Raw genomic sequence first — 18,083 nt, forward strand, 5'->3', positions numbered from 1 at the left:
AGAGGGTCTTCTCACAAATTCCACTCCCATTTCTTATTAATCTTCGTCCTTGGCATACATTTCTCTGTTTTGGAATAAAGACGAGTCTATTACTTTTCCGTGACTTATTTTTAGATATTGGACTTCTTGATCTGTTTTTATTTTTAGCAAACCGGTGTCAAAATCGGTATTCAACTCTTTGAAAAATAGTCCGCTGGCTACAGGGTTGCCCCCGGATTCCTTATTACCGATTATATAATGAGGACCCTCTTTGAAAACGGCGACTCGAATCCCTCGTTCATGGGTGTCAGTAATTTGTTCATCCATCCTCTGAACTGCCACGATGTGCAGATCCGTTTCGCCAATCTGGTTTAGGAGTTCGTTGACAAACGACCCGCGCGTAATTTCTTGCCATCGTGTTTGTCCAGACTGCCCGATGATGAGTTGGGTAGTATGAAGGTTCTTGGCAGTTTCTGCTATGATTTCGGAAGCCTTGCGATCTTTGTTTGGTTTGACGATAAAGGTTGCCCCATATTCGTCGCATTTCATTTGCCACTCAGCCATATACCTTTCTTGTGTCTGATCAAGCTCATTCTCCCGTAAGGGTATAACGCTCAACACAAACAGGGGACACTGAAGCAGATTGGCTAATTCACCGCCTCGGCGGATGAGGCGTTCGCCGTTCGGACCATAATACACGCATACCAGTATTTTTTCGTTGTTCAGCAGATAAATCATTCCTTTCTTATTCCTCAGTAGACGGTAATTACCACATTAGCTTAAATTAAAAAGGCCTGGTTGCAGAGATATATCTGCTTCCAGACCTTGGCTGTACGAATTTTGGACAAGTCAAAGTAGAAGAGTGTTCTCTCCCAAGACGCTGACGAGGTTAGCTGTCGGATTCGGGATTGAGAGTTCCCGTTCCTTCTTCATCAGAAAGAATTCACCCCTAAAGCTTAAGCAGCTTTTGTTGGTTCCCCCGTTCCTCATAGAGGATTAAGCGTAATGCGTATAAAATTTATTGTAATAAATATTATGCTAAAATAAGCTAAAAGTAAACAGTCTGCCATGGGCAATGAATGTCATTCATGGGTTGAGGTAGAATTCAATCTTTGTTTTGTATATACTCGTTTCAAGTTATTATTTGATTACACGAAGGTTACTTACATATCCGTACCGTCTTTTTCCTTCACGGGGTTAGCTAATCCAAACTTCTTAACCAATGGTTTGATGGTTAACCCCTGCACGAGAAGTGAGAAAAGGACAACACTAAACGTGAGCACGAGTATATCGTCGCGGCCGGCGAAGGTTGAAGGCAAACTTAAGGCGAGTGCGATGGATAAGCTGCCCTTTAACCCTCCCCAATTCAAAACCATTTTCCATGATGAAGGGAAGGGTCTCAGGAAGTACAGGCTCGCGTAGACGGCCACAGTCCTACCGATGAGAACGATCAGAATGGCGGCACCGATTAACGCCCATTTGTCTGCGAAGTTAATATGTTTGATTTCGAGACCGATCATCAGGAATATCAATGAATTTGCAATCAACGTGATGACGTCCCAGAACGAATTAATGTTCATCTTGGTCGTCTCCGACATCCCGATGCGCGCTCCGTAACTGCCGAAAATCAAGCCGCCCACGACGACGGCAATCACACCGGATACATGGAAATGCTCGGCGATAAAGAAACTTCCGAAGAAGAGGAGCATTGAGAACGCAATCTCCAACGGATAATCGTCATAGAAGCGAATGAGCTGTGAGAATAGATACCCAAGCAAGCCTCCAACTGCGATACCGCCGACACTGAACTTGAGAAAGAGTAATAGGCCGCTGCCTGCTCCCGCCCAGCCCATTTCCATATATGTAAGTAAATAAACGGAGGAGATCTGAAACAACACAACGGCAATTCCGTCATTAAACAACGATTCCCCTTCAATAATCGTCACGATTTTCTTCGGTACGCCTAAAGACTTGAAGATGGAGATGACACTGATCGGATCTGTGGCGCTCATTAAAGCCGCAAAGGTAAATGCAACGACTAAAGGTAATCCCATAAGCCCGTACATGGCAAGAGCAATAAGAAGAAAAGAGAGCAAGGTGCCGCCAAAAGCAAGGGCAAGCACCGGCTTGCCTTGTTCACGAAGATGCGAGAATGGGAGCTTTAGCGTAGCATCCCCGAGAAGGATTGGCAGGAACAGGGAAATAATGATCGCTTGAAACACATTCGATTGGGTGATGAAAGATTCGGCTTCATCCAGCACCGGCACGTGGATCAATCCAAGCAGCAGACCTACGATAACAAGAGCAATAGAGTAGGGCTGATTCATTTTTTTGGCTAACGCGATAACCCCCATCGAAACCGCTAGTAGAATTAACAATTGAACGAATATCTCATTAAAATGATGCATAGAGCCCCCCTCCTTAAAGAAGATAATCTCCAGTTATTGTAACTTAATGACCTCCAAACAACAAATATATTGACAAATGGGAAAAAGAGGGCGTATTTTATGAATATAAAATAAAATTAATCACAGAATCATTCCTATGCTGATTAAGGATGTGAAATACGATATGCCAAAAAAATTCTCTGACGAAGAACGTAAGTGGATTCGAGAAAAACTGCTGGTGGAGGCACGTCAGCATTTCGAAAAGTCTGGTCTCCGTAAAACGAGTGTTGAAGAATTAACGAAGGCGGTCGGCATTGCCCAAGGCTCGTTTTACATGTTCTTCGGATCGAAAGAGGAATTATATTATGAACTGATTCTGGAAGAGGAGGATCGAATCCGCAGTGCGGTTCTAGACTTATTTCCTCCAGAACAGGTCAGCAGCCAGGATAGCATCAAACGGTTTCTCTTGTATTCATTAAGGATGATGGATGAGAGCCCGCTGCTTCGACAGATGATGGATCGGGGGGAGATGGAGCTGTTGTTCAGGAAATTACCGAAGGAACTGCTGGACCGTAACTTTACCGAGGATCAGGATGCGCTCCTGCCAGTGATTGCAGCTTGGCAGAAAGCCGGCATTTTGAAGGGTACGGCACCCGAATCTATCGTGGGCATGATCAGATCCTTGGCGTTTCTTACGCTGCACAGAAAAGAGATTGGAGAAGCACCATTTACAGCTACGATCGAACTATTGGTAGAGTTATTATCTGCCGGTATGCTCGCAGTGTCCAAAGGGGCCCAAGGAGGTGAGGGATTGTGATCGAAGTAAGCGGGCTTCATTTCACTTATCCCAATCGTAAAGAGCCGACCCTGCAGGGACTTGATTTTGTCATACGGTCTGGAGAAATCTTTGGATTTCTCGGCCCGTCTGGTGCAGGTAAAAGCACAACGCAGAAGCTGCTGATCGGTGTTCTGAAGGGATATCGTGGGAGCATAAAGGTAATGGGAAACGAAATTAAGGAAATCGGTCCGGAATATTACGAGCGAATCGGTGTAGCCTTTGAATTTCCTAACTTCTACAACAAATTTTCGGTTCTCGAAAATTTAAAACTTTTTCGATCTCTTTACAAGGGGAATACGGAGGATCCATTGAGATTGCTTGAACAAGTTGATTTGTCAGATGCAGCCAATATGATGGTTTCACACCTTTCCAAAGGGATGAAGATGAGGCTGAATTTCTGCAGGGCGTTAATGCATGATCCGGATATCCTCTTTCTGGATGAGCCTACCTCCGGATTGGACCCCGTGAATGCGAAACGAATAAAGGAATTGATCCTCGCGAAAAAAGCGGCAGGAAAGACGGTTCTCATAACAACGCACAATATGCAAGCAGCAGAAGAGTTGTGCGATCGGGTTGCATTTATCGTCGACGGCGAGATCAAGTTGGTTGATTCGCCAAGGGAATTGAAACTCCGGAATGGAAGAAGGCTGGTGCGAGTTGAATACCGGAAGGACAGTGAGTTAGAAGAGGCTACATTTCCTCTAGATGATATGGGTCGGAATGACCGATTTCTGAGGCTTATACAGGAGTTCCCACCTGAGACTATTCATTCGCAAGAAGCATCCCTTGAACAAATTTTTATTGAGGTGACAGGGAGGCAGCTTTCATGAGAGGGCTAACCCTTTTTCTTTTTGATCTACGTTTCCAGTGGCGCCATGGCTTTTATTACGTTTATATATTCGTATGTATCTGTTACTGGATTCTGCTTCGATTCGTTCCTGAGACATATCAGGAGATAGCCGCCATCGTGCTAACCTTCAGCGATCCGGCTGCCCTGGGACTTATCATGGCAGGTGGTATGGTCCTGCTGGAGAGAGATCAAGGCGTTCACGACCCGCTGTTTGTAGCGCCGGTACACTTACGGGATTATTTACTGGCAAAAGCATTCTCGCTGTCGCTGTTATCTCTTGCGGCAGGATGGGTCATTCATATGGCAACCGGTACCATTCCCGATTCACCGTTTGCTTTTTCTACAGGTATTGTCTTAACCTCAACCTTCATGACCTTGTTGTCGATTGGGATTGCGGCACGCCAGCGGACCATTAACGGCTTTATTCTGATGGCACAAGTCTACGCGATACCACTCGTGCTTCCCTTGTTTGGTTTCCTTCAATTGTGGCATACTGACCTGTTTATGTTCCTTCCGACTGAAGGAACACTCCGCTTACTTGTTTCCCCTGGTGACGGCTTATCTGCTGGCAGTGTTCTATTCTCCGTATGTCTTTTATCGCTCTGGAACATTGCTGCTTACTTCTGGGCATACCGTTCCTATACTCGACATGTGCTGATGCGGATAGGCGAGGGAGGGGCCGTACATGGAGAAATATAAATTCCTCATTATGAAGGATCTTCGGCATGCTTGGAAGGATCCTGTTCTGATGGCAGCGTTGATCGGACCGTTAGCGATCCTGTTTCTATCGAGATTCGGCTTTCCTGTTGCCGTTGATTGGCTTGAGGTAAACTATTCCTTTCACTTGGAGCTGTACCGTGGCTTTGCTGCATCGTTATTGGTTGTTACGATCCCAATGCTGACGGGAATGCTTACAGGATTGCTTATGCTCGACGAGCGGGACGAGAATATGATTGCTTATTATGCGGTTACACCTTTAACGAGTAAAGGCTATTTGTTTTATAGAATGGCTCTTCCTTTTCTGTTGTGCACCGTCCTATCTTTTGTGTATTTGTTTTTTTCCAATTTGTCAGAAGTCCGTTCATACAATGTATTTGTGTTGCTGTTGCTGGCGTTGGAAGCACCCATGTTTTCGCTGTTTCTTGCCGCCTTCTCAACAAACAAGGTGGAAGGGTTGGCCTTGTCTAAATTAGGGGGGCTGTTCATAGCTGGCCCAGTGGTGGCCCATTTCGTGCCTGGAGCCTGGCAGGTGGTAGGCGCCTGGCTTCCAACGTATTGGCCTGCTATGATTCCCTACCTGTTCATGCACAATGAACCTTTTCTGGCATCTGTATTTTTTGCCGGTGGTTTGCTCTTACACGGCGTGTTCTTGTACCTGATGGTAACTGTATTCATAAACAGGCGATCTTAACTGGTGCTCCGGCGTTTAATGCAGCCTGCTTGAATGATAGAATTCAAGCACTTGAAGGGAATGGAAGGTGCGTTGTTGAACGGGCCGAGTACTGCATACCCGGAAGTAAAGTTTTATCGGAAATGATGAGACAAGAACATGGACCGATTGCCGGTCAGATAAGTGTGATAGAACCGGTCCATGTTTATGTGGCAGTAGGCACGAGCATCTGCTAGAATAATTGTTTATTTAATATTAATCCATACCTAAAAGGTCTTTAACGACTATGTTAGATCCTTTAACCAGGCAGCAAGTGCTTCGCCAATTTCATGAGGCGAATCTTCCTGAGGATAATGAAGTCCACGGACGGTGATCTCCGTTTGCATTGACCAGGTACGGCAGAACTCAACATGAGATACCGGCATAGTGCCTGGATCACAGTTGATGAAGAGTTTCGGGACCGAGCTCTGTACCAACCACTCTCCGTACGTGGTTACAATCTCCGTCACATCAGCGGGATCTCCATCAAACGGAAGTTGTCGCGGCCAGGTTAACGTCGGGCGGCGGCCTTCACCAGGCAGCGAGAATGGCCGACGATATTCATTCATCTCTTCCTCGGTCAACTTACGAAGAATGCCGATTGGGAGGTTAGTCTCGATGAAAGAATTGTGTTCCAACACCATCTGTTCACCTTCCTCCGATCGTAAGGCCTGAAAAATTTTCCGTCCCCGTTCCGGAAGATCGCTCCAACTACGAGGTTGTATGATTCCCTCCATGTAGGCGATTCCTTTAACGGCCTCCGGATGGCGGTAAGCCCAATCAAATCCCAGGGCCGACCCCCAATCGTGCACCACAAAAGTAACCCGTTCGTGAACACCAATCTGATCCAACAGGGCATCGAGATAGCGACGATTCTCTACAAAGGTGTAAGAGTCGGTACCACTATGGGGAATTTTCTCTGAATCCCCCATACCTATGAGATCAGGAGCAATGCAACGACCAAAATCTTGGGCATAAGGAAGAATTTCACGCCAGAGATAAGAGGAGGTAGGGTTGCCGTGCAGGAAGACAATCGGATCTCCACTTCCTTCGTCAACGTAAGCCATTTCTAGACCCAGTACGCGTTGACGCTTTTTTTCGTAGGGAAAAGACGGTGTAATCATTCAGAATCTCACCTTTCTATTGTTAAATTTAATATATATAAATGCTTTCATATATGAAAGCAAGCGCATACTTTCATTTATGTTATAAGAAAAGCTCCTTCGGAGCTGTTCTTAGTGAAATAATAGCTAAGGGCTAAGTGCCTTAGTAAATACACTTACACTTTCTTCAATAAATTCCTCAAGCGTATCTTCCGAGACCGCTTCTTTAGCATGTAGTCTACTGATGAAAGCCCCGTAATTCATCCACATGAACGATAAAGCTTGAATTTCAGGATTTGTGGAGACCACTTTGCCTTCTGATGACATTGTAGTTAGATAATCAGCGAGCAAATTTTTTAAGTGCTTCGGATTGCGCGAAGCCTCTTGTAGAACAGAATCGGGTAGAGTACTACTCCCTTTTAGCGCGATTGATATTAGCTTTCTGTTTCGGTTCATGATGTTATGATACGTTCGACTCACTGTAAGCAGATCCTCATGCAGATTTCCTGTAAGACCCTCGTTAAAAAGCCTGGTCATCTCATTGCCATAGTGGAACCGGCTGAAGGCGGCCTCAAGCAGTTTTTCTTTCGTCCCAAAATGCCGAAATAAAGTGACCTCGTTCACTCCAGCAGCTAGCGCGATTTCTTTGGTTGTTGTGCTGTCATAGCCTTTTTCTGCCATGAGGTCCATGGTTGCCAGCAATATCTTTTCGCTTGTAGTCGGATTAGCACTCATGAGACACCCCTCCTTAATGCAAGTGCTTGCTTACATTTTTATTGTAGGTTATGTGTAAACAATTGTCAATACAGAATTTTATAGGATTTTTATCGAATCATCATGAGAGGCAACTTCTATTAAAGAGGACAGTGAATCGGAAGAGATGGCTATGTTACATCACATTGTTGAAATGGAGGATAAAAGGAGCAATTCATAAGAAAGCATAACGTTTGTTACATGCTAGGATAGACGCAGTTCTCATGAAAGGAGAAATCAAGATGGCAACAAACAATATCCGTGAACCAGAGAATGATAATGCCCTTACTTCACACAATCCGTCTAAACCCGATCCTGCAATGGAACGCTTGAATGTCTTCGTAGGGAAATGGAATACAGAGGGTGTGATTAAAGCCAGTCCATCCGGGGCAGCTGATCTGTTGAAAGCAGTAGATACCTACGAATGGCTGCCCGGGGGTTATTTTCTCATTCATCATGTCGATGGCTATATGGGAAAAGATAAGGTTAAGGCTATTGAGATCATTGGCTATGATGCTTCCAGTCAGAACTACACGACACACTCATATGACAACCAAGGTAATTTCAATGCATACCAAGCGAACCTACTCGACCGTGATTGGAAAATTTGGGGGGAGTCGGAGCGATTCACAGGAATGTTTAGCGAAGATAGTAACATCTTAACAGGTAGTTGGGAGCTATCAAGCGAAGGTACGAATTGGGTACCATGGATGGACATCAAGTTGACTAAAGTGATCTAGTAAAGAAATTCTCTACTATCCATGAAGTGCATTTGAATGAAAGCAGCCTCTATCGCAACGTTATATCTGTTAAAACCACTGATCAAAATGATTCAGTGGTTTTTTAGTTATGAAAGAGGAGGGAGGGAACCAACAGAAAGACGACAAGAACATATAGGGTTAACCGTTATTGTTATGCGTTATCACTAATCATAATTATTACGATTTTCAGAAAAGCTCTTGACAAAGACAGGTTGTCGGGATAAAGTTGTACCAGTTAATCGTAATATTTACGAATAATGAATATTTCATTTTCAGGAGGGCCAAACAAACCTATGTGCCTAAAGATCAAGCAGCGCGAAAAGAGTACCTTGCATTACGGTTATTGTCGATTCCACAATTGAAGGGTTACTTCTTAAATAAAACACTTTAGAATTATCTACTTGATAGGAAAAGGAAGGAAATCATGCATACATCACGCAAGCATTACACACTTACTCTGTTACTATCTCTTTCAATAGTGCTTCTACTATCAGCTTGTTCATCCGGCACAGAAGCAGGAAATGCGCAACAAACCGCCAAAGCTTCCAACGCGGAATTAGTCTTTGCCAGCACCAAGGATATCCGGGATATCAATCCCCATCTATACGCTGGAGAGATGCCGGCTCAGAATATGGTATTTGAATCCCTTGTGATCAATACGCCGGAAGGCATCAAGCCTGCACTCGCGGAGAAGTGGGATATCTCAGAAGATGGCACAACGTATACCTTCTATCTACATAAAGGTGTTCAGTTTTCGGATGGAGAGCCGTTTAATGCCGAAGCCGTGAAGCTGAATATCGATGCAGTTCTGGAGAATGTCGAGAAGAACTCATGGTTGAATCTGGTCGCCGAGATCAAGGAGACGAAAGTGATCGATGACGCCACGTTCCAGATTGTACTGAAACATCCGTATTACCCGACATTGGAGGAATTGGGGTTAACTCGTCCGTTTCGCTTCATCTCACCAAAAAGCTTTATTGACGGTACAACTGCGAATGGAGTCAGCAGCTATGCCGGAACAGGGCCATACATTTTAACAGAGCACAAGCAGGACCAGTACGCGACATTTACGGTCAATGAAAATTACTGGGGAGACAAACCGCAGATCCAAACGATTAAGTGGAAAGTCATGCCTGACCATCAAACGATTCTGCTTGCCCTGGAAAAGGGAGAAGTAGACCTGTTATTCGGTTCGGACGGTGACATGGTGGACAATGAATCGTTCAAAGTGTTGACGGATCAAGGGAAGTACAGCACGGTCATCAGTCATCCGGTTGGCTCACGTGCGATCGTTCTTAATACCAACCGCTCAGCAACTCAGGAGCCTCAAGTGCGTGAAGCGCTGATGTATGCCATTAATAAACAGATCATCGCGGAAGGCATATTGAACGGGACGGAACAAGTGGCAGATACGCTGCTCTCCACTTCGGTTCCGTACGCAGATGTGGGCCTTGAAGGTGTGCAGTATGACATGAACAAAGCAAGCGATCTGCTTACGGCGGCTGGCTGGGCTGCGGGCTCGGATGGCTATCGGTACAAGGATGGGAACAAGCTTGAACTGACGATCTATTACAACTCGGATAATGCACAGGAGCGAACCATTAGTGAATCCATGCAAAACGATCTGAAGCAGGTCGGCGTAGCGTTGAACATTATTGGAGAAGAAAAGCAGGCCTATCTGGATCGTCAGAAAACGGGTGAATTTGATCTGATGTATTCCCTCTCCTGGGGATTGCCATATGATCCGCAAACGTATGTCTCTTCCTGGAGGGTGCCATCCCACGCCGATTATCAAGCCCAATTGGGGCTGGAGAAAAAAGAGTGGCTGGATCACACGATTACGGACCTGATGGTCGAGCAGAATGAGGAACAGCGCCAAAACATGTACAAAGAGGTTCTAACGTATATTCATGATGAAAATGTATATATTCCACTGACCTATTCGGTTACCAAAGCCGTTCATATCAAGGCGCTTCAGGGTGTGGGCTTTAACGTTTCCCAATACGAAATTCCGTTTGAGAAGATGTACTTTGAAGAGTAATCAGGAATTTTGAAAATTCATTAGGAAAGTCAGGAAGCCTCGCTCACCATCTTCCATTCGCGGAGTTGTGCAGCGGGGTTTCCTTGTGAATCCATGAAATATAAAGGAGGATCACCTTGGGCAGGTACGTCATAAAACGAATATTAGCCATTATTCCGGTGCTGATCGGTATTTCATTTTTAGCATTTATTCTGATCCATTTGCGAACCAGTGATCCGGCTGAAGTGGCGCTGCGGGTGAATCAAGTTACGCCGACACCGGAAATGGTGGATGCCATGAGGGAAACACTAGGTTTGGATAAACCGTTTCTGACCCGTTACGTGGACTGGATTAGCAGCAGCATTCAGGGGGATTTCGGCATTAGTTATGTCAACCAACAATCGGTTGGAGAGCAGATTGCACGAGCCCTTCCAGCTACATTAAAGCTATCGGCTGTTGCCCTCGTTATCATTCTGACGATAAGTATTCTGATTGGTGTGCTATGTGCGATATATGAGAACAGTATCCTGGATCGATTCATGCGTGCATGGGTCTTTATTGGCACAGCCATGCCGAGTTTCTGGATTGGCATTCTGCTGATGTGGTTATTTGCCGTCAAGCTGAATTGGTTCCCCACGAGTGGCATGGAGCAGGCGAGTTCAGTTATCCTGCCGGCAGTAACGCTGTCCCTGGTATTCATCTCTACCTATGTCAGGCTGATTCGCAACAATATGGTGCAAAACAAAACCGAAAACTACGTGTTATACGCTCGTGTCAGAGGATTGAAGGAACGGACGATTATCTGGAAAGTGTTCCGTAACTCCCTTCAATTATCGATTACGGCGCTGGGTATGTCGATCCCGAAGTTAATCGCGGGTACGGTCATTGTGGAAAATATTTATGCATGGCCAGGCATTGGGCGTTTATGCGTCACCGCGATTTTCAATTCGGATTTTCCGATTATTCAAGCCTATATTCTGATTATGGGTGTGATGTTTGTCGTCTGTAATCTACTCGTGGATCTTCTGAATTCAGCTCTGGATCCCCGGATAAGAAGGGAGGGGTAACATGATGTTCTGGAAGCGCCTGGTGTCCGATAAAATGGCAGTGTTATGTATGATTACGATCGCACTTGTGGTCGTCGCTGGTGTTGGTGCACCCTGGTTCGCACCGCATGATCCCACGAGTCTAAACATTATGAACAAATATGCAGGGATCAGTCTGGAGTATCCATTGGGTACAGATCAACTCGGCCGCTGTAATCTGTCACGTCTTCTTTATGGAATTCGTACAACGATCCTGTTTGCTGTAATTACAACCGCGATTACAATTACGATCGGAACCCTGCTGGGCATCATATCGGGATATTTTCGCGGCAAGGTGGATGAAGTCATTATGCGAATCTGTGATATGATGCTCTCCTTTCCGGCAGAAGTGATGATTCTGGCGATTGTCGGCATTCTCGGTCCAGGCCTGCTAAATGTCGTCGTCGCCAATATTATCGCCAAATGGGCCTGGTATACCCGGATGATTCGTACAACAGTTATTCAATATACGGACAAGAACTATATTCGTTTTGCCAAAGTCTCGGGATGCGGGACGGGTCATATTATGAGAAAACATGTGCTGCCTGGCGTTTCGGGCGAAGTCGCTGTCTTTGCGACGCTGGATACGGGCTGGGTCATCCTCAATATATCGGCGTTGTCCTTCCTTGGTCTGGGTGTACAGGCACCTACGCCGGAGTGGGGCATGATGCTGAATGATGCAAAAAATGTAATGATTACACATCCAACGCAAATGCTTGCGCCTGGATTGGCGATTTTGCTGGTCGTGGCTGCTTTCAACTTTTTGGGAGACAGCCTGCACGCGGCGATGAATCCGAAAAGTTATATGCACAAGAAGGGAGGCCGGTTGAATGTCTTTGTTAGAAGTAAAAAATCTGTCCATCACTGATTCCAGAACCGGTCTGCCCATTGTGCAAAATCTAAGCTTTGCGTTGCAGTCCAATACCTGCCTTGGCATTGTGGGCGAGAGTGGCAGCGGCAAATCCTTATCCACCAAAGCCATTCTGGGATTGGCCTCTCCCTGGCTTGAAATTAGTGGAACAGCCTTTTACCAGGGGAAGGATCTATTACAGCAAACCGGGGAAGAGCTTCGAAAGATCCGCGGTCAGCGCATTTGCATGATTTTACAGGATGCAATGACGGCGTTTAACCCGCTGGAACCGATTGGGAAACAAATGATGGAGACCTTTCGAGAGAACCTTCGGATCCCCAAAAAAGAAGCCAGACAACTGGCGGCGGATGCCTTGCATCGTGTTCATATTCTTCAGCCTGAGCAGGTGCTGCAAAAGTATCCGCATCAACTATCAGGGGGCATGCTGCAAAGAGTAATGATCTCCATTGCCATGATGCTGGAGCCTGACATTATCATCGCCGATGAGCCGACAACCGCACTGGATTCGATTAACCAGCGTGCGATTGTTGAGCAATTCAAGCAACTTCGCGAAACGATGGGTATGTCCATCATTTTCATATCGCATGATTTGGGTGTCGTGCAGTATTTGGCGGATGATCTTATCGTTATGCGGGATGGGGAATGCGTCGAGCAAGGAAAGGCGAATGACGTATTTGCGAATCCTCGGCATGAGTTTACACAATATCTGATCCAGACCCGAATCAAGCTGTCTGATCCTTTTCAAGCCTCCATGGAAGCAGGTGTGCAGTAATGCTGGTCGAAGTGAATCATCTGTCCAAAAGCTATCCCAAATCGGGTGGCTTCTTTCGGAAAGAGACAACAGAAATTCTGAAAGATATTCATTTTGAGATCCGTGAAGGTGAATGTCTGGGTCTGATTGGTGAGAGTGGAAGTGGGAAAAGCACGTTAAGCCGCCTCATTCTTGGATTGGAGAAACCAACACAAGGTGAAGTTCGGATTGAGGGGATGGTTGTTTCCCAATGGATGAAGAAGAATAAAGGGAAAATAAGCGTTGTTTTTCAGGATTATACGTCTTCAGTCAATGGCAAATTCATCGTGCGGGATATCATAGCTGAACCCTTGGTTGCACTGGGTGATATTGCGGATCTGGATGATCGGGTCAATGACCTGCTCGCGAAGGTGGGGCTTCCTCATGCGGTGATGCACAAGTATGCTCATGAACTGAGTGGCGGGCAATTACAGCGGGTGTGTATCGCCCGCGCAATCTCAACCAAACCCAAATTCGTAGTTCTGGATGAAGCGCTCAGTTCGCTGGATGTCTCCGTCCAGGCGCAAATCCTGGAGTTGCTGCGCACTTTGCAGCATGAAATGAACATGACCTATCTATTTGTTGCTCATGATCTTCAGGCTGTGGCGAATCTCTGTGACCGGGTACTCTTCCTGTACCGCGGAACAATTGTGGAGGAGCTAGAACGGAATCATCTCTCGGATGCAACGAATGAATATGCGAAAGCATTGCTTGCATCGGTTATGCCCTTTCGAGCAAACGGTACCTGATTTGTATAATGGCCAGTCACTTCTGTGATTAACTGCCAAATGAAGAAGGAGGGGGACGATATTTTGGATTCTTCAGAAGCGGCCAATGGAAAATTAAACCCCATGTCCTTTTCGTTTATCCGGTTTTATATGCTGGCCTTTTTATTTTTTGCAGCCAATTCGGCCTTGACGATTATTCTTCCCTTGCGGAGTGAAGCAGCCGGCTTGAATCAGGCTGAGATCGGGCTAATAATGGGGGCATACATGTTTACGTGTATGCTTCTAAGGCCTTTTGCGGCCCAACTACTTGGTAAGTATGGACCGCTGCGTGTGATGAAGTGGCTGCTGGTTCTGCATGCGGCTACTCTGCTGCTGTTTGTTGTTTTTGATGTGAAATCGTATCTGTGGCTGCGGGCACTGCAAGGTGCGGCTACCGCATTTTTTTCTATGACGATGCAGGTTGGCATTGTCGAGAAGCTGGAGGATAAAGACCGGGGGCAGGGGTTATCCATGTATACCCTTTTTACAATGGTTCCTTCTCTGGTTATCCCTATACTCGCCATACAAATTTGGGAGAACGCAAGCGAAATCTGGTTTACCGTACTGATGATCGGTTTAGCGGTGTTCCCAATCCTGATCGGATACAACGTGGACATGCCACGAAGCACGGTGCAGAATAAATCGTATTCACTCAGAGATATAGCAGGGTCATTCAGAGGAATGTTGAACAGCACACCACTGCTGATTAGTAGTTTGGTTATGCTGTTTGTTTCATGTGTATATGGAGCAACCGCAACTTTCCTACCACTGTATATGGTATCGGCAAGGGTGGCGAGTCCAGGAATATTTTTGACGATTCAGGGGTTTGTGGTTATTTTGTGCAGATTCAGCTTGCGCAAAAAAATCCCTTCTGACGGAAGCTGGAATACTTGGCTGATAGCGGGTTTACTTATTTCTGCCTCACTGGGAACCCAATTGCTCGCTCTGTTAGAGATGATTGGGCCGCTTGTGTACCTTTCTGCAGTGTTCAGTGGTTTTGCCGTAGCACTGCTGTACCCGATGTTAACCACATATTTGTCATTTGTATTACCTGCTGATTCCAGATATGTTCTTATGGGCATTTTCATGTCAGCCTATGATCTGGGTTTCTCCCTGGGCGGACTCCTAATGGGTATAATTGTACAAACAAGTTCGTACTCTACCATGTTTACAATCTGCACGTTTCTTACTATCACAGCCATGATTATGGTTATGGTTTTCAGGAAACAGATGGAAGCAGGCAATGAGATCAGATCTGCAATGAATGCTAAATCGTAAAGCCGCGAAAGTGCGGCTTGTTTTTTTTGGAAATTTCTGTTGACTATCTCATAGTGACATGCTATATTACACTTGTCCTTAATCGTAATGATTACGATTAATAAACAAACCAACTGATCACATATTGTAACCAAGGGAGCCCGGTATGAAGCATAAGATCGATTTTGTGAAATGCAACCCTACACAGAATATGACGGTACTGATTAAGAGCAAGCTTCCTCCCGATGACTATAAAGTCATTGCTGCTAAAATCATGTCCTACGACAATGTTTATGCTGAACAGGTTGGATTTATTGAACCGTTCCGGAAGGAGAATGCGGATGCGCGGCTACATATGGCTGGAGGTGAATTCTGCGGTAATGCCTGCATGGCTCTAGCTGCTTATTTAGCAAATGAACAGGGGTTAAATCAAAATGAAACAACCGAACTCCACTTACAAGTATCCGGTGTTGAGCGATTGGTGACTTGTCGGATAACAAAAAACAGTGGGGATTATCAGTGTCAAGTGGATATGCCGCTTCCGTTAACAATTGAACAAACTGTGCTAAAGGACGGGAGTGACTCTTACGACATGTTCGTTGTCAGATACAGCGACTTTGTCCATTTCGTAATTGAAGTCGAGGACATTGATACTGAAATGAAGAGGAAAATGTTAAATCTGATTAAACTTATCGGTCCCTTGCTCGATACAAAGATGCTGGGCATTCTGTTATACAACATACGCACCAGTGAATTGGCTCCGCTGATCTATGTGTCGGATCTGGATCGCAGTATGGGAAAGAGGCTGCGGCTCCGGAACGGCTTCCATAGGGGCTTACTTAGCCTGGAAGAATCAAAAAAGTATGGAGGCTGCCATCCAGCAGCCGGGTGGAACGATTCAAGTAAGAGCCTTCTACGATCAAGAGCGGTTGACTCAACTGGAAATCGAAGGAAACGTCGGCATTGTAGCACAAGGCATAGCATTCATCGAACAGGATGCAGACCATGTGGAGGGAGTGAGGAATCGTGAAATTAGCATGGTTTGAGCAGTTCGTGGCCGATTATCTCTCAAGTTTTAAGTATTTCGCGGACCAGTTTGATTATTCGGCTGGGCATTGTACGGAATTGGAGCGGCTCATTGACGATTATTCTGCGTTTATCATTGATGAGTCCAACCTCAGTAACTGGGAATTGCTGAAGGAACAAGGAATGGGTGGAATAAACGATCTTGTGGACGAGGTGAGAAAGCACTCTGCGAGATGCGTAGCCATTCTGGAGAAATATCGTGCGATGAAATTATTACAGGGAGATGCTGAGATCACCAATTATTTCAGAAATATTGAAGAATGCATCGAGAAGGAGTTCGGCAGCTTCCAGGTAACTTCCGCATCGAGTGTATTGCTGGTTGGCTCTGGCTCGTTCCCGATGACGGCATTGTTAATCGCTCAGCGTACGGGAGCTCAAGTGGTCGGTATTGACATTGACAACGAGGCCATTGAACTCGGATTGAAGGTTACTGAGAAATTGGGCCCCGGCTTGAAGATTACTTTAAAAAATACACCGGTGGATCTCCTCGATGATATGAATGCGATTACCCATGTTATCTTCAGTTCTACGATTTCTAATAAATACGAAATACTGGATCAGCTGCACCCATTGACGAATGAACACGTCGTAGTAGCCATGAGATACGGAGACCAATTAAAGTCATTGTTCAATTATCCCATGCAAGATACGGATGTAAGCAAATGGAGACTGGTTGGTAACGTATTGCGCAGGAACGATATCTTTGACATTGCGTTGTACAAGAAAAGCTAGGTTCGCCATAAGGTAATCGATGTGAGGTGTTTTTATGGAAAATATGAAGCGAGTCTTATTATTGGGGACGGGACCTGCTGCCTTGCAACTGGCGGTTACTCTTAAAAGGGAATTTCGCTGCCGGCTCGGAATTGCCGGAAGGGAATCGGTCCGTTCCGCTGATTTCTTCGAATCACTTGCAGTAAATGATCAGAAGGTTTGCGTGAGTATTCAAAACAAAAAGCATCATGCTATGGAAGGCGAAGCTTGTATTGACGATGTATTTCGAGGCTTCGAAACCATTGAAGGGGCATGGGATAGTCTCTTTCTTGCAGTGACCACGGATGCTTATATAGATGTGATCCGGCAAATTCATCCTGACGTTCTGTGCAAGGTCAAAAGCTTAGTGCTGATTTCACCGACTCTCGGCTCCAATCAGCTGGTCTCCGGCTACATCCGGCGCTTGAATCCGGATGCGGAAATCATAAGTTTCTCTACGTATATCGGGGACACGAGGTGGATGGATAACAGGGTATCCAACCATGTCATCACAACGGCGGTTAAGAAAAAAGTCTTTATCGGATCTACGAGGGGACGTTCTCCTCTTATCGATGCGTTATGCCGTCTGCACAAGGGCCTCGATATAGATTTAGAAGTCATGCGGACGCCTCTGGAAGCAGAGGCGAGGAACATCTCGCTCTACGTTCACCCTGCTTTGTTCATGAATGATTTTTCACTAAGCGCCATTTTTGACGAATCGAATGTCATTCCCAAATATGTCTACAAGCTCTTCCCGGAAGGGCCCATTACACAGAATCTGATCCGTAATATGCGATCGCAGTGGAGCGAGATGATGAGTATTTTAGACAAGTTAGGGATACCAAGCATCAATTTGCTGAAATTCATGACCGATGATAACTATCCCGTACGGAACGAAAGCTTGTCGCGTGAGGATATTGAAGGTTTTAACCATTTACAGGCCGTTCATCAAGAGTATTTGTTGTTCATACGTTACGCTTCCTTGTTAATCGATCCCTTCTCGCAGCCAGATCAAGACGGTAAATACTTCGATTTCTCGGCGGTTCCGATTCGGAAGATATTTGTCAATAAGGAAGGCAGCCTGGATATCCCGAGGATGCCCAAGGAGGATTATTACCGGGTAAAGATCATCCAAGGCATTGCCAGAAATCTCAAGGTGAATTGCCCCACTATCGATCGCTTCATTGATACGTATGAGAACTAAATTACAAGTGTGTCGCTAGCTAATCAAGGCCGAGTATTGTCAGACGCCTTCCAGATTCAAAGTTTCGAGGAGGATCTGAAATGGATAGGCGAGGAGATGTCTAACGTATAGCCTTTTGCGTTTACATATAACAACCAGATAAATAGGAGGAAG

16 protein-coding genes, 2 pseudogenes and 1 riboswitch are annotated in these 18,083 nt (G+C 45.6%); of the genes and pseudogenes, 14 read left to right on the plus strand and 4 right to left on the minus strand.

Annotation, left to right across the window (positions count from 1 at the left end):
• Positions 1–36: 36 nt before the first annotated feature.
• The gene (locus M2277_RS07790; protein ID WP_280754524.1) at positions 37–717 is read right to left on the minus strand and encodes a universal stress protein; all 681 of its coding nucleotides are present in this window, start codon (positions 715–717) and stop codon (positions 37–39) included.
• Between the two features lie 124 nt (positions 718–841).
• Positions 842–992, minus strand: a riboswitch (cyclic di-AMP (ydaO/yuaA leader).
• Between the two features lie 150 nt (positions 993–1,142).
• On the minus strand, positions 1,143–2,387 hold the full coding sequence (locus M2277_RS07795; protein ID WP_006210281.1) for a cation:proton antiporter: 1,245 nt from the start codon (positions 2,385–2,387) through the stop codon (positions 1,143–1,145).
• Positions 2,388–2,550: 163 nt separating this feature from the next.
• Here M2277_RS07795 and M2277_RS07800 point away from each other — a divergent pair, with 163 nt between their 5' ends.
• From M2277_RS07800 to M2277_RS07815, 4 genes are read left to right on the plus strand one after another with little or no spacing between them, the layout of a single operon-like run.
• On the plus strand, positions 2,551–3,183 hold the full coding sequence (locus M2277_RS07800) for a TetR/AcrR family transcriptional regulator (RefSeq protein WP_280754525.1): 633 nt from the start codon (positions 2,551–2,553) through the stop codon (positions 3,181–3,183).
• On the plus strand, positions 3,180–4,034 hold the full coding sequence (locus M2277_RS07805; protein ID WP_006210279.1) for an ABC transporter ATP-binding protein: 855 nt from the start codon (positions 3,180–3,182) through the stop codon (positions 4,032–4,034). The genes M2277_RS07800 and M2277_RS07805 overlap by 4 nt, the downstream gene beginning before the upstream one ends.
• Positions 4,031–4,753, plus strand: a complete 723-nt coding sequence (locus M2277_RS07810) for a fluoroquinolone export ABC transporter permease subunit (protein WP_280754526.1) — start codon at positions 4,031–4,033, stop codon at positions 4,751–4,753. The genes M2277_RS07805 and M2277_RS07810 overlap by 4 nt, the downstream gene beginning before the upstream one ends.
• Positions 4,740–5,465 carry a hypothetical protein gene (locus M2277_RS07815; RefSeq protein ID WP_280754527.1) on the plus strand — a complete coding sequence of 242 codons (726 nt, stop codon included), beginning with the start codon at positions 4,740–4,742 and terminating at the stop codon, positions 5,463–5,465. Before M2277_RS07810 ends, M2277_RS07815 begins: the two co-directional genes overlap by 14 nt.
• 263 nt (positions 5,466–5,728) lie before the next feature.
• On the opposite strand, the gene M2277_RS07820 is transcribed toward M2277_RS07815, so the two are convergent.
• Positions 5,729–6,607, minus strand: coding sequence for a haloalkane dehalogenase (locus tag M2277_RS07820; protein ID WP_280754528.1), 879 nt, complete (start codon positions 6,605–6,607; stop codon positions 5,729–5,731).
• 126 nt (positions 6,608–6,733) lie between these two features.
• Positions 6,734–7,321, minus strand: a complete 588-nt coding sequence (locus M2277_RS07825; RefSeq protein ID WP_148247242.1) for a TetR/AcrR family transcriptional regulator — start codon at positions 7,319–7,321, stop codon at positions 6,734–6,736.
• 260 nt (positions 7,322–7,581) lie between these two features.
• On the opposite strand from M2277_RS07825, the gene M2277_RS07830 reads away from it, so the two are divergent.
• The 10 genes and pseudogenes from M2277_RS07830 to M2277_RS07875 all read left to right on the plus strand — a co-directional run bounded on the left by M2277_RS07830 (position 7,582) and on the right by M2277_RS07875 (position 18,041).
• Entirely contained in the window at positions 7,582–8,079 is a 498-nt protein-coding gene (locus M2277_RS07830) for a DUF1579 family protein (RefSeq protein WP_280754529.1), read from the plus strand.
• A 445-nt stretch (positions 8,080–8,524) separates the two neighbouring features.
• Entirely contained in the window at positions 8,525–10,141 is a 1,617-nt protein-coding gene (gene nikA, locus M2277_RS07835; RefSeq protein ID WP_148247244.1) for a nickel ABC transporter substrate-binding protein, read from the plus strand.
• A gap of 116 nt (positions 10,142–10,257) precedes the next feature.
• Entirely contained in the window at positions 10,258–11,187 is a 930-nt protein-coding gene (opp1B, locus tag M2277_RS07840) for a nickel/cobalt ABC transporter permease (protein ID WP_006210272.1), read from the plus strand.
• A gap of 1 nt (position 11,188) precedes the next feature.
• A complete protein-coding gene (gene opp1C / locus M2277_RS07845) occupies positions 11,189–12,073 on the plus strand; it encodes a nickel/cobalt ABC transporter permease (RefSeq protein WP_036638912.1) in 885 nt (294 codons plus the stop codon).
• On the plus strand, positions 12,036–12,848 hold the full coding sequence (locus M2277_RS07850; RefSeq protein WP_280754530.1) for an ABC transporter ATP-binding protein: 813 nt from the start codon (positions 12,036–12,038) through the stop codon (positions 12,846–12,848). Before opp1C ends, M2277_RS07850 begins: the two co-directional genes overlap by 38 nt.
• Positions 12,848–13,615 carry an ABC transporter ATP-binding protein gene (locus M2277_RS07855; protein ID WP_280754531.1) on the plus strand — a complete coding sequence of 256 codons (768 nt, stop codon included), beginning with the start codon at positions 12,848–12,850 and terminating at the stop codon, positions 13,613–13,615. Before M2277_RS07850 ends, M2277_RS07855 begins: the two co-directional genes overlap by 1 nt.
• Positions 13,616–13,678: 63 nt before the next feature.
• The gene (gene cntE / locus M2277_RS07860; RefSeq protein WP_280754532.1) at positions 13,679–14,911 is read left to right on the plus strand and encodes a staphylopine family metallophore export MFS transporter CntE; all 1,233 of its coding nucleotides are present in this window, start codon (positions 13,679–13,681) and stop codon (positions 14,909–14,911) included.
• A 145-nt stretch (positions 14,912–15,056) separates the two neighbouring features.
• Positions 15,057–15,936: pseudogene (locus tag M2277_RS07865) on the plus strand (histidine racemase CntK family protein).
• Positions 15,917–16,708 carry an SAM-dependent methyltransferase gene (locus M2277_RS07870; protein ID WP_280754533.1) on the plus strand — a complete coding sequence of 264 codons (792 nt, stop codon included), beginning with the start codon at positions 15,917–15,919 and terminating at the stop codon, positions 16,706–16,708. Before M2277_RS07865 ends, M2277_RS07870 begins: the two are co-directional and overlap by 20 nt.
• A gap of 34 nt (positions 16,709–16,742) precedes the next feature.
• Positions 16,743–18,041 (plus strand): annotated as a pseudogene (locus M2277_RS07875) (opine metallophore biosynthesis dehydrogenase).
• The last annotated feature ends 42 nt before the right edge of the window (positions 18,042–18,083 follow it).

This window comes from Paenibacillus sp. LBL, from assembly GCF_029893715.1.
Taxonomy (GTDB): Bacteria; Bacillota; Bacilli; order Paenibacillales; family Paenibacillaceae; genus Paenibacillus_AQ; species Paenibacillus_AQ glucanolyticus.

Excerpts from the sequence above, each read along its gene's own strand:
- M2277_RS07855 (WP_280754531.1), top strand. The coding sequence starts at position 12,848 with ATGCTGGTCGAAGTGAATCATCTGTCCAAAAGCTATCCCAAATCGGGT.
- M2277_RS07795 (WP_006210281.1), bottom strand. The coding sequence starts at position 2,387 with ATGCATCATTTTAATGAGATATTCGTTCAATTGTTAATTCTACTAGCG.
- M2277_RS07825 (WP_148247242.1), bottom strand. The coding sequence starts at position 7,321 with ATGAGTGCTAATCCGACTACAAGCGAAAAGATATTGCTGGCAACCATG.
- M2277_RS07815 (WP_280754527.1), top strand. The coding sequence starts at position 4,740 with ATGGAGAAATATAAATTCCTCATTATGAAGGATCTTCGGCATGCTTGG.
- M2277_RS07810 (WP_280754526.1), top strand. The coding sequence starts at position 4,031 with ATGAGAGGGCTAACCCTTTTTCTTTTTGATCTACGTTTCCAGTGGCGC.
- M2277_RS07830 (WP_280754529.1), top strand. The coding sequence starts at position 7,582 with ATGGCAACAAACAATATCCGTGAACCAGAGAATGATAATGCCCTTACT.
- M2277_RS07790 (WP_280754524.1), bottom strand. The coding sequence starts at position 717 with ATGATTTATCTGCTGAACAACGAAAAAATACTGGTATGCGTGTATTAT.
- opp1C (WP_036638912.1), top strand. The coding sequence starts at position 11,189 with ATGATGTTCTGGAAGCGCCTGGTGTCCGATAAAATGGCAGTGTTATGT.
- nikA (WP_148247244.1), top strand. The coding sequence starts at position 8,525 with ATGCATACATCACGCAAGCATTACACACTTACTCTGTTACTATCTCTT.
- M2277_RS07820 (WP_280754528.1), bottom strand. The coding sequence starts at position 6,607 with ATGATTACACCGTCTTTTCCCTACGAAAAAAAGCGTCAACGCGTACTG.
- M2277_RS07850 (WP_280754530.1), top strand. The coding sequence starts at position 12,036 with ATGTCTTTGTTAGAAGTAAAAAATCTGTCCATCACTGATTCCAGAACC.
- M2277_RS07800 (WP_280754525.1), top strand. The coding sequence starts at position 2,551 with ATGCCAAAAAAATTCTCTGACGAAGAACGTAAGTGGATTCGAGAAAAA.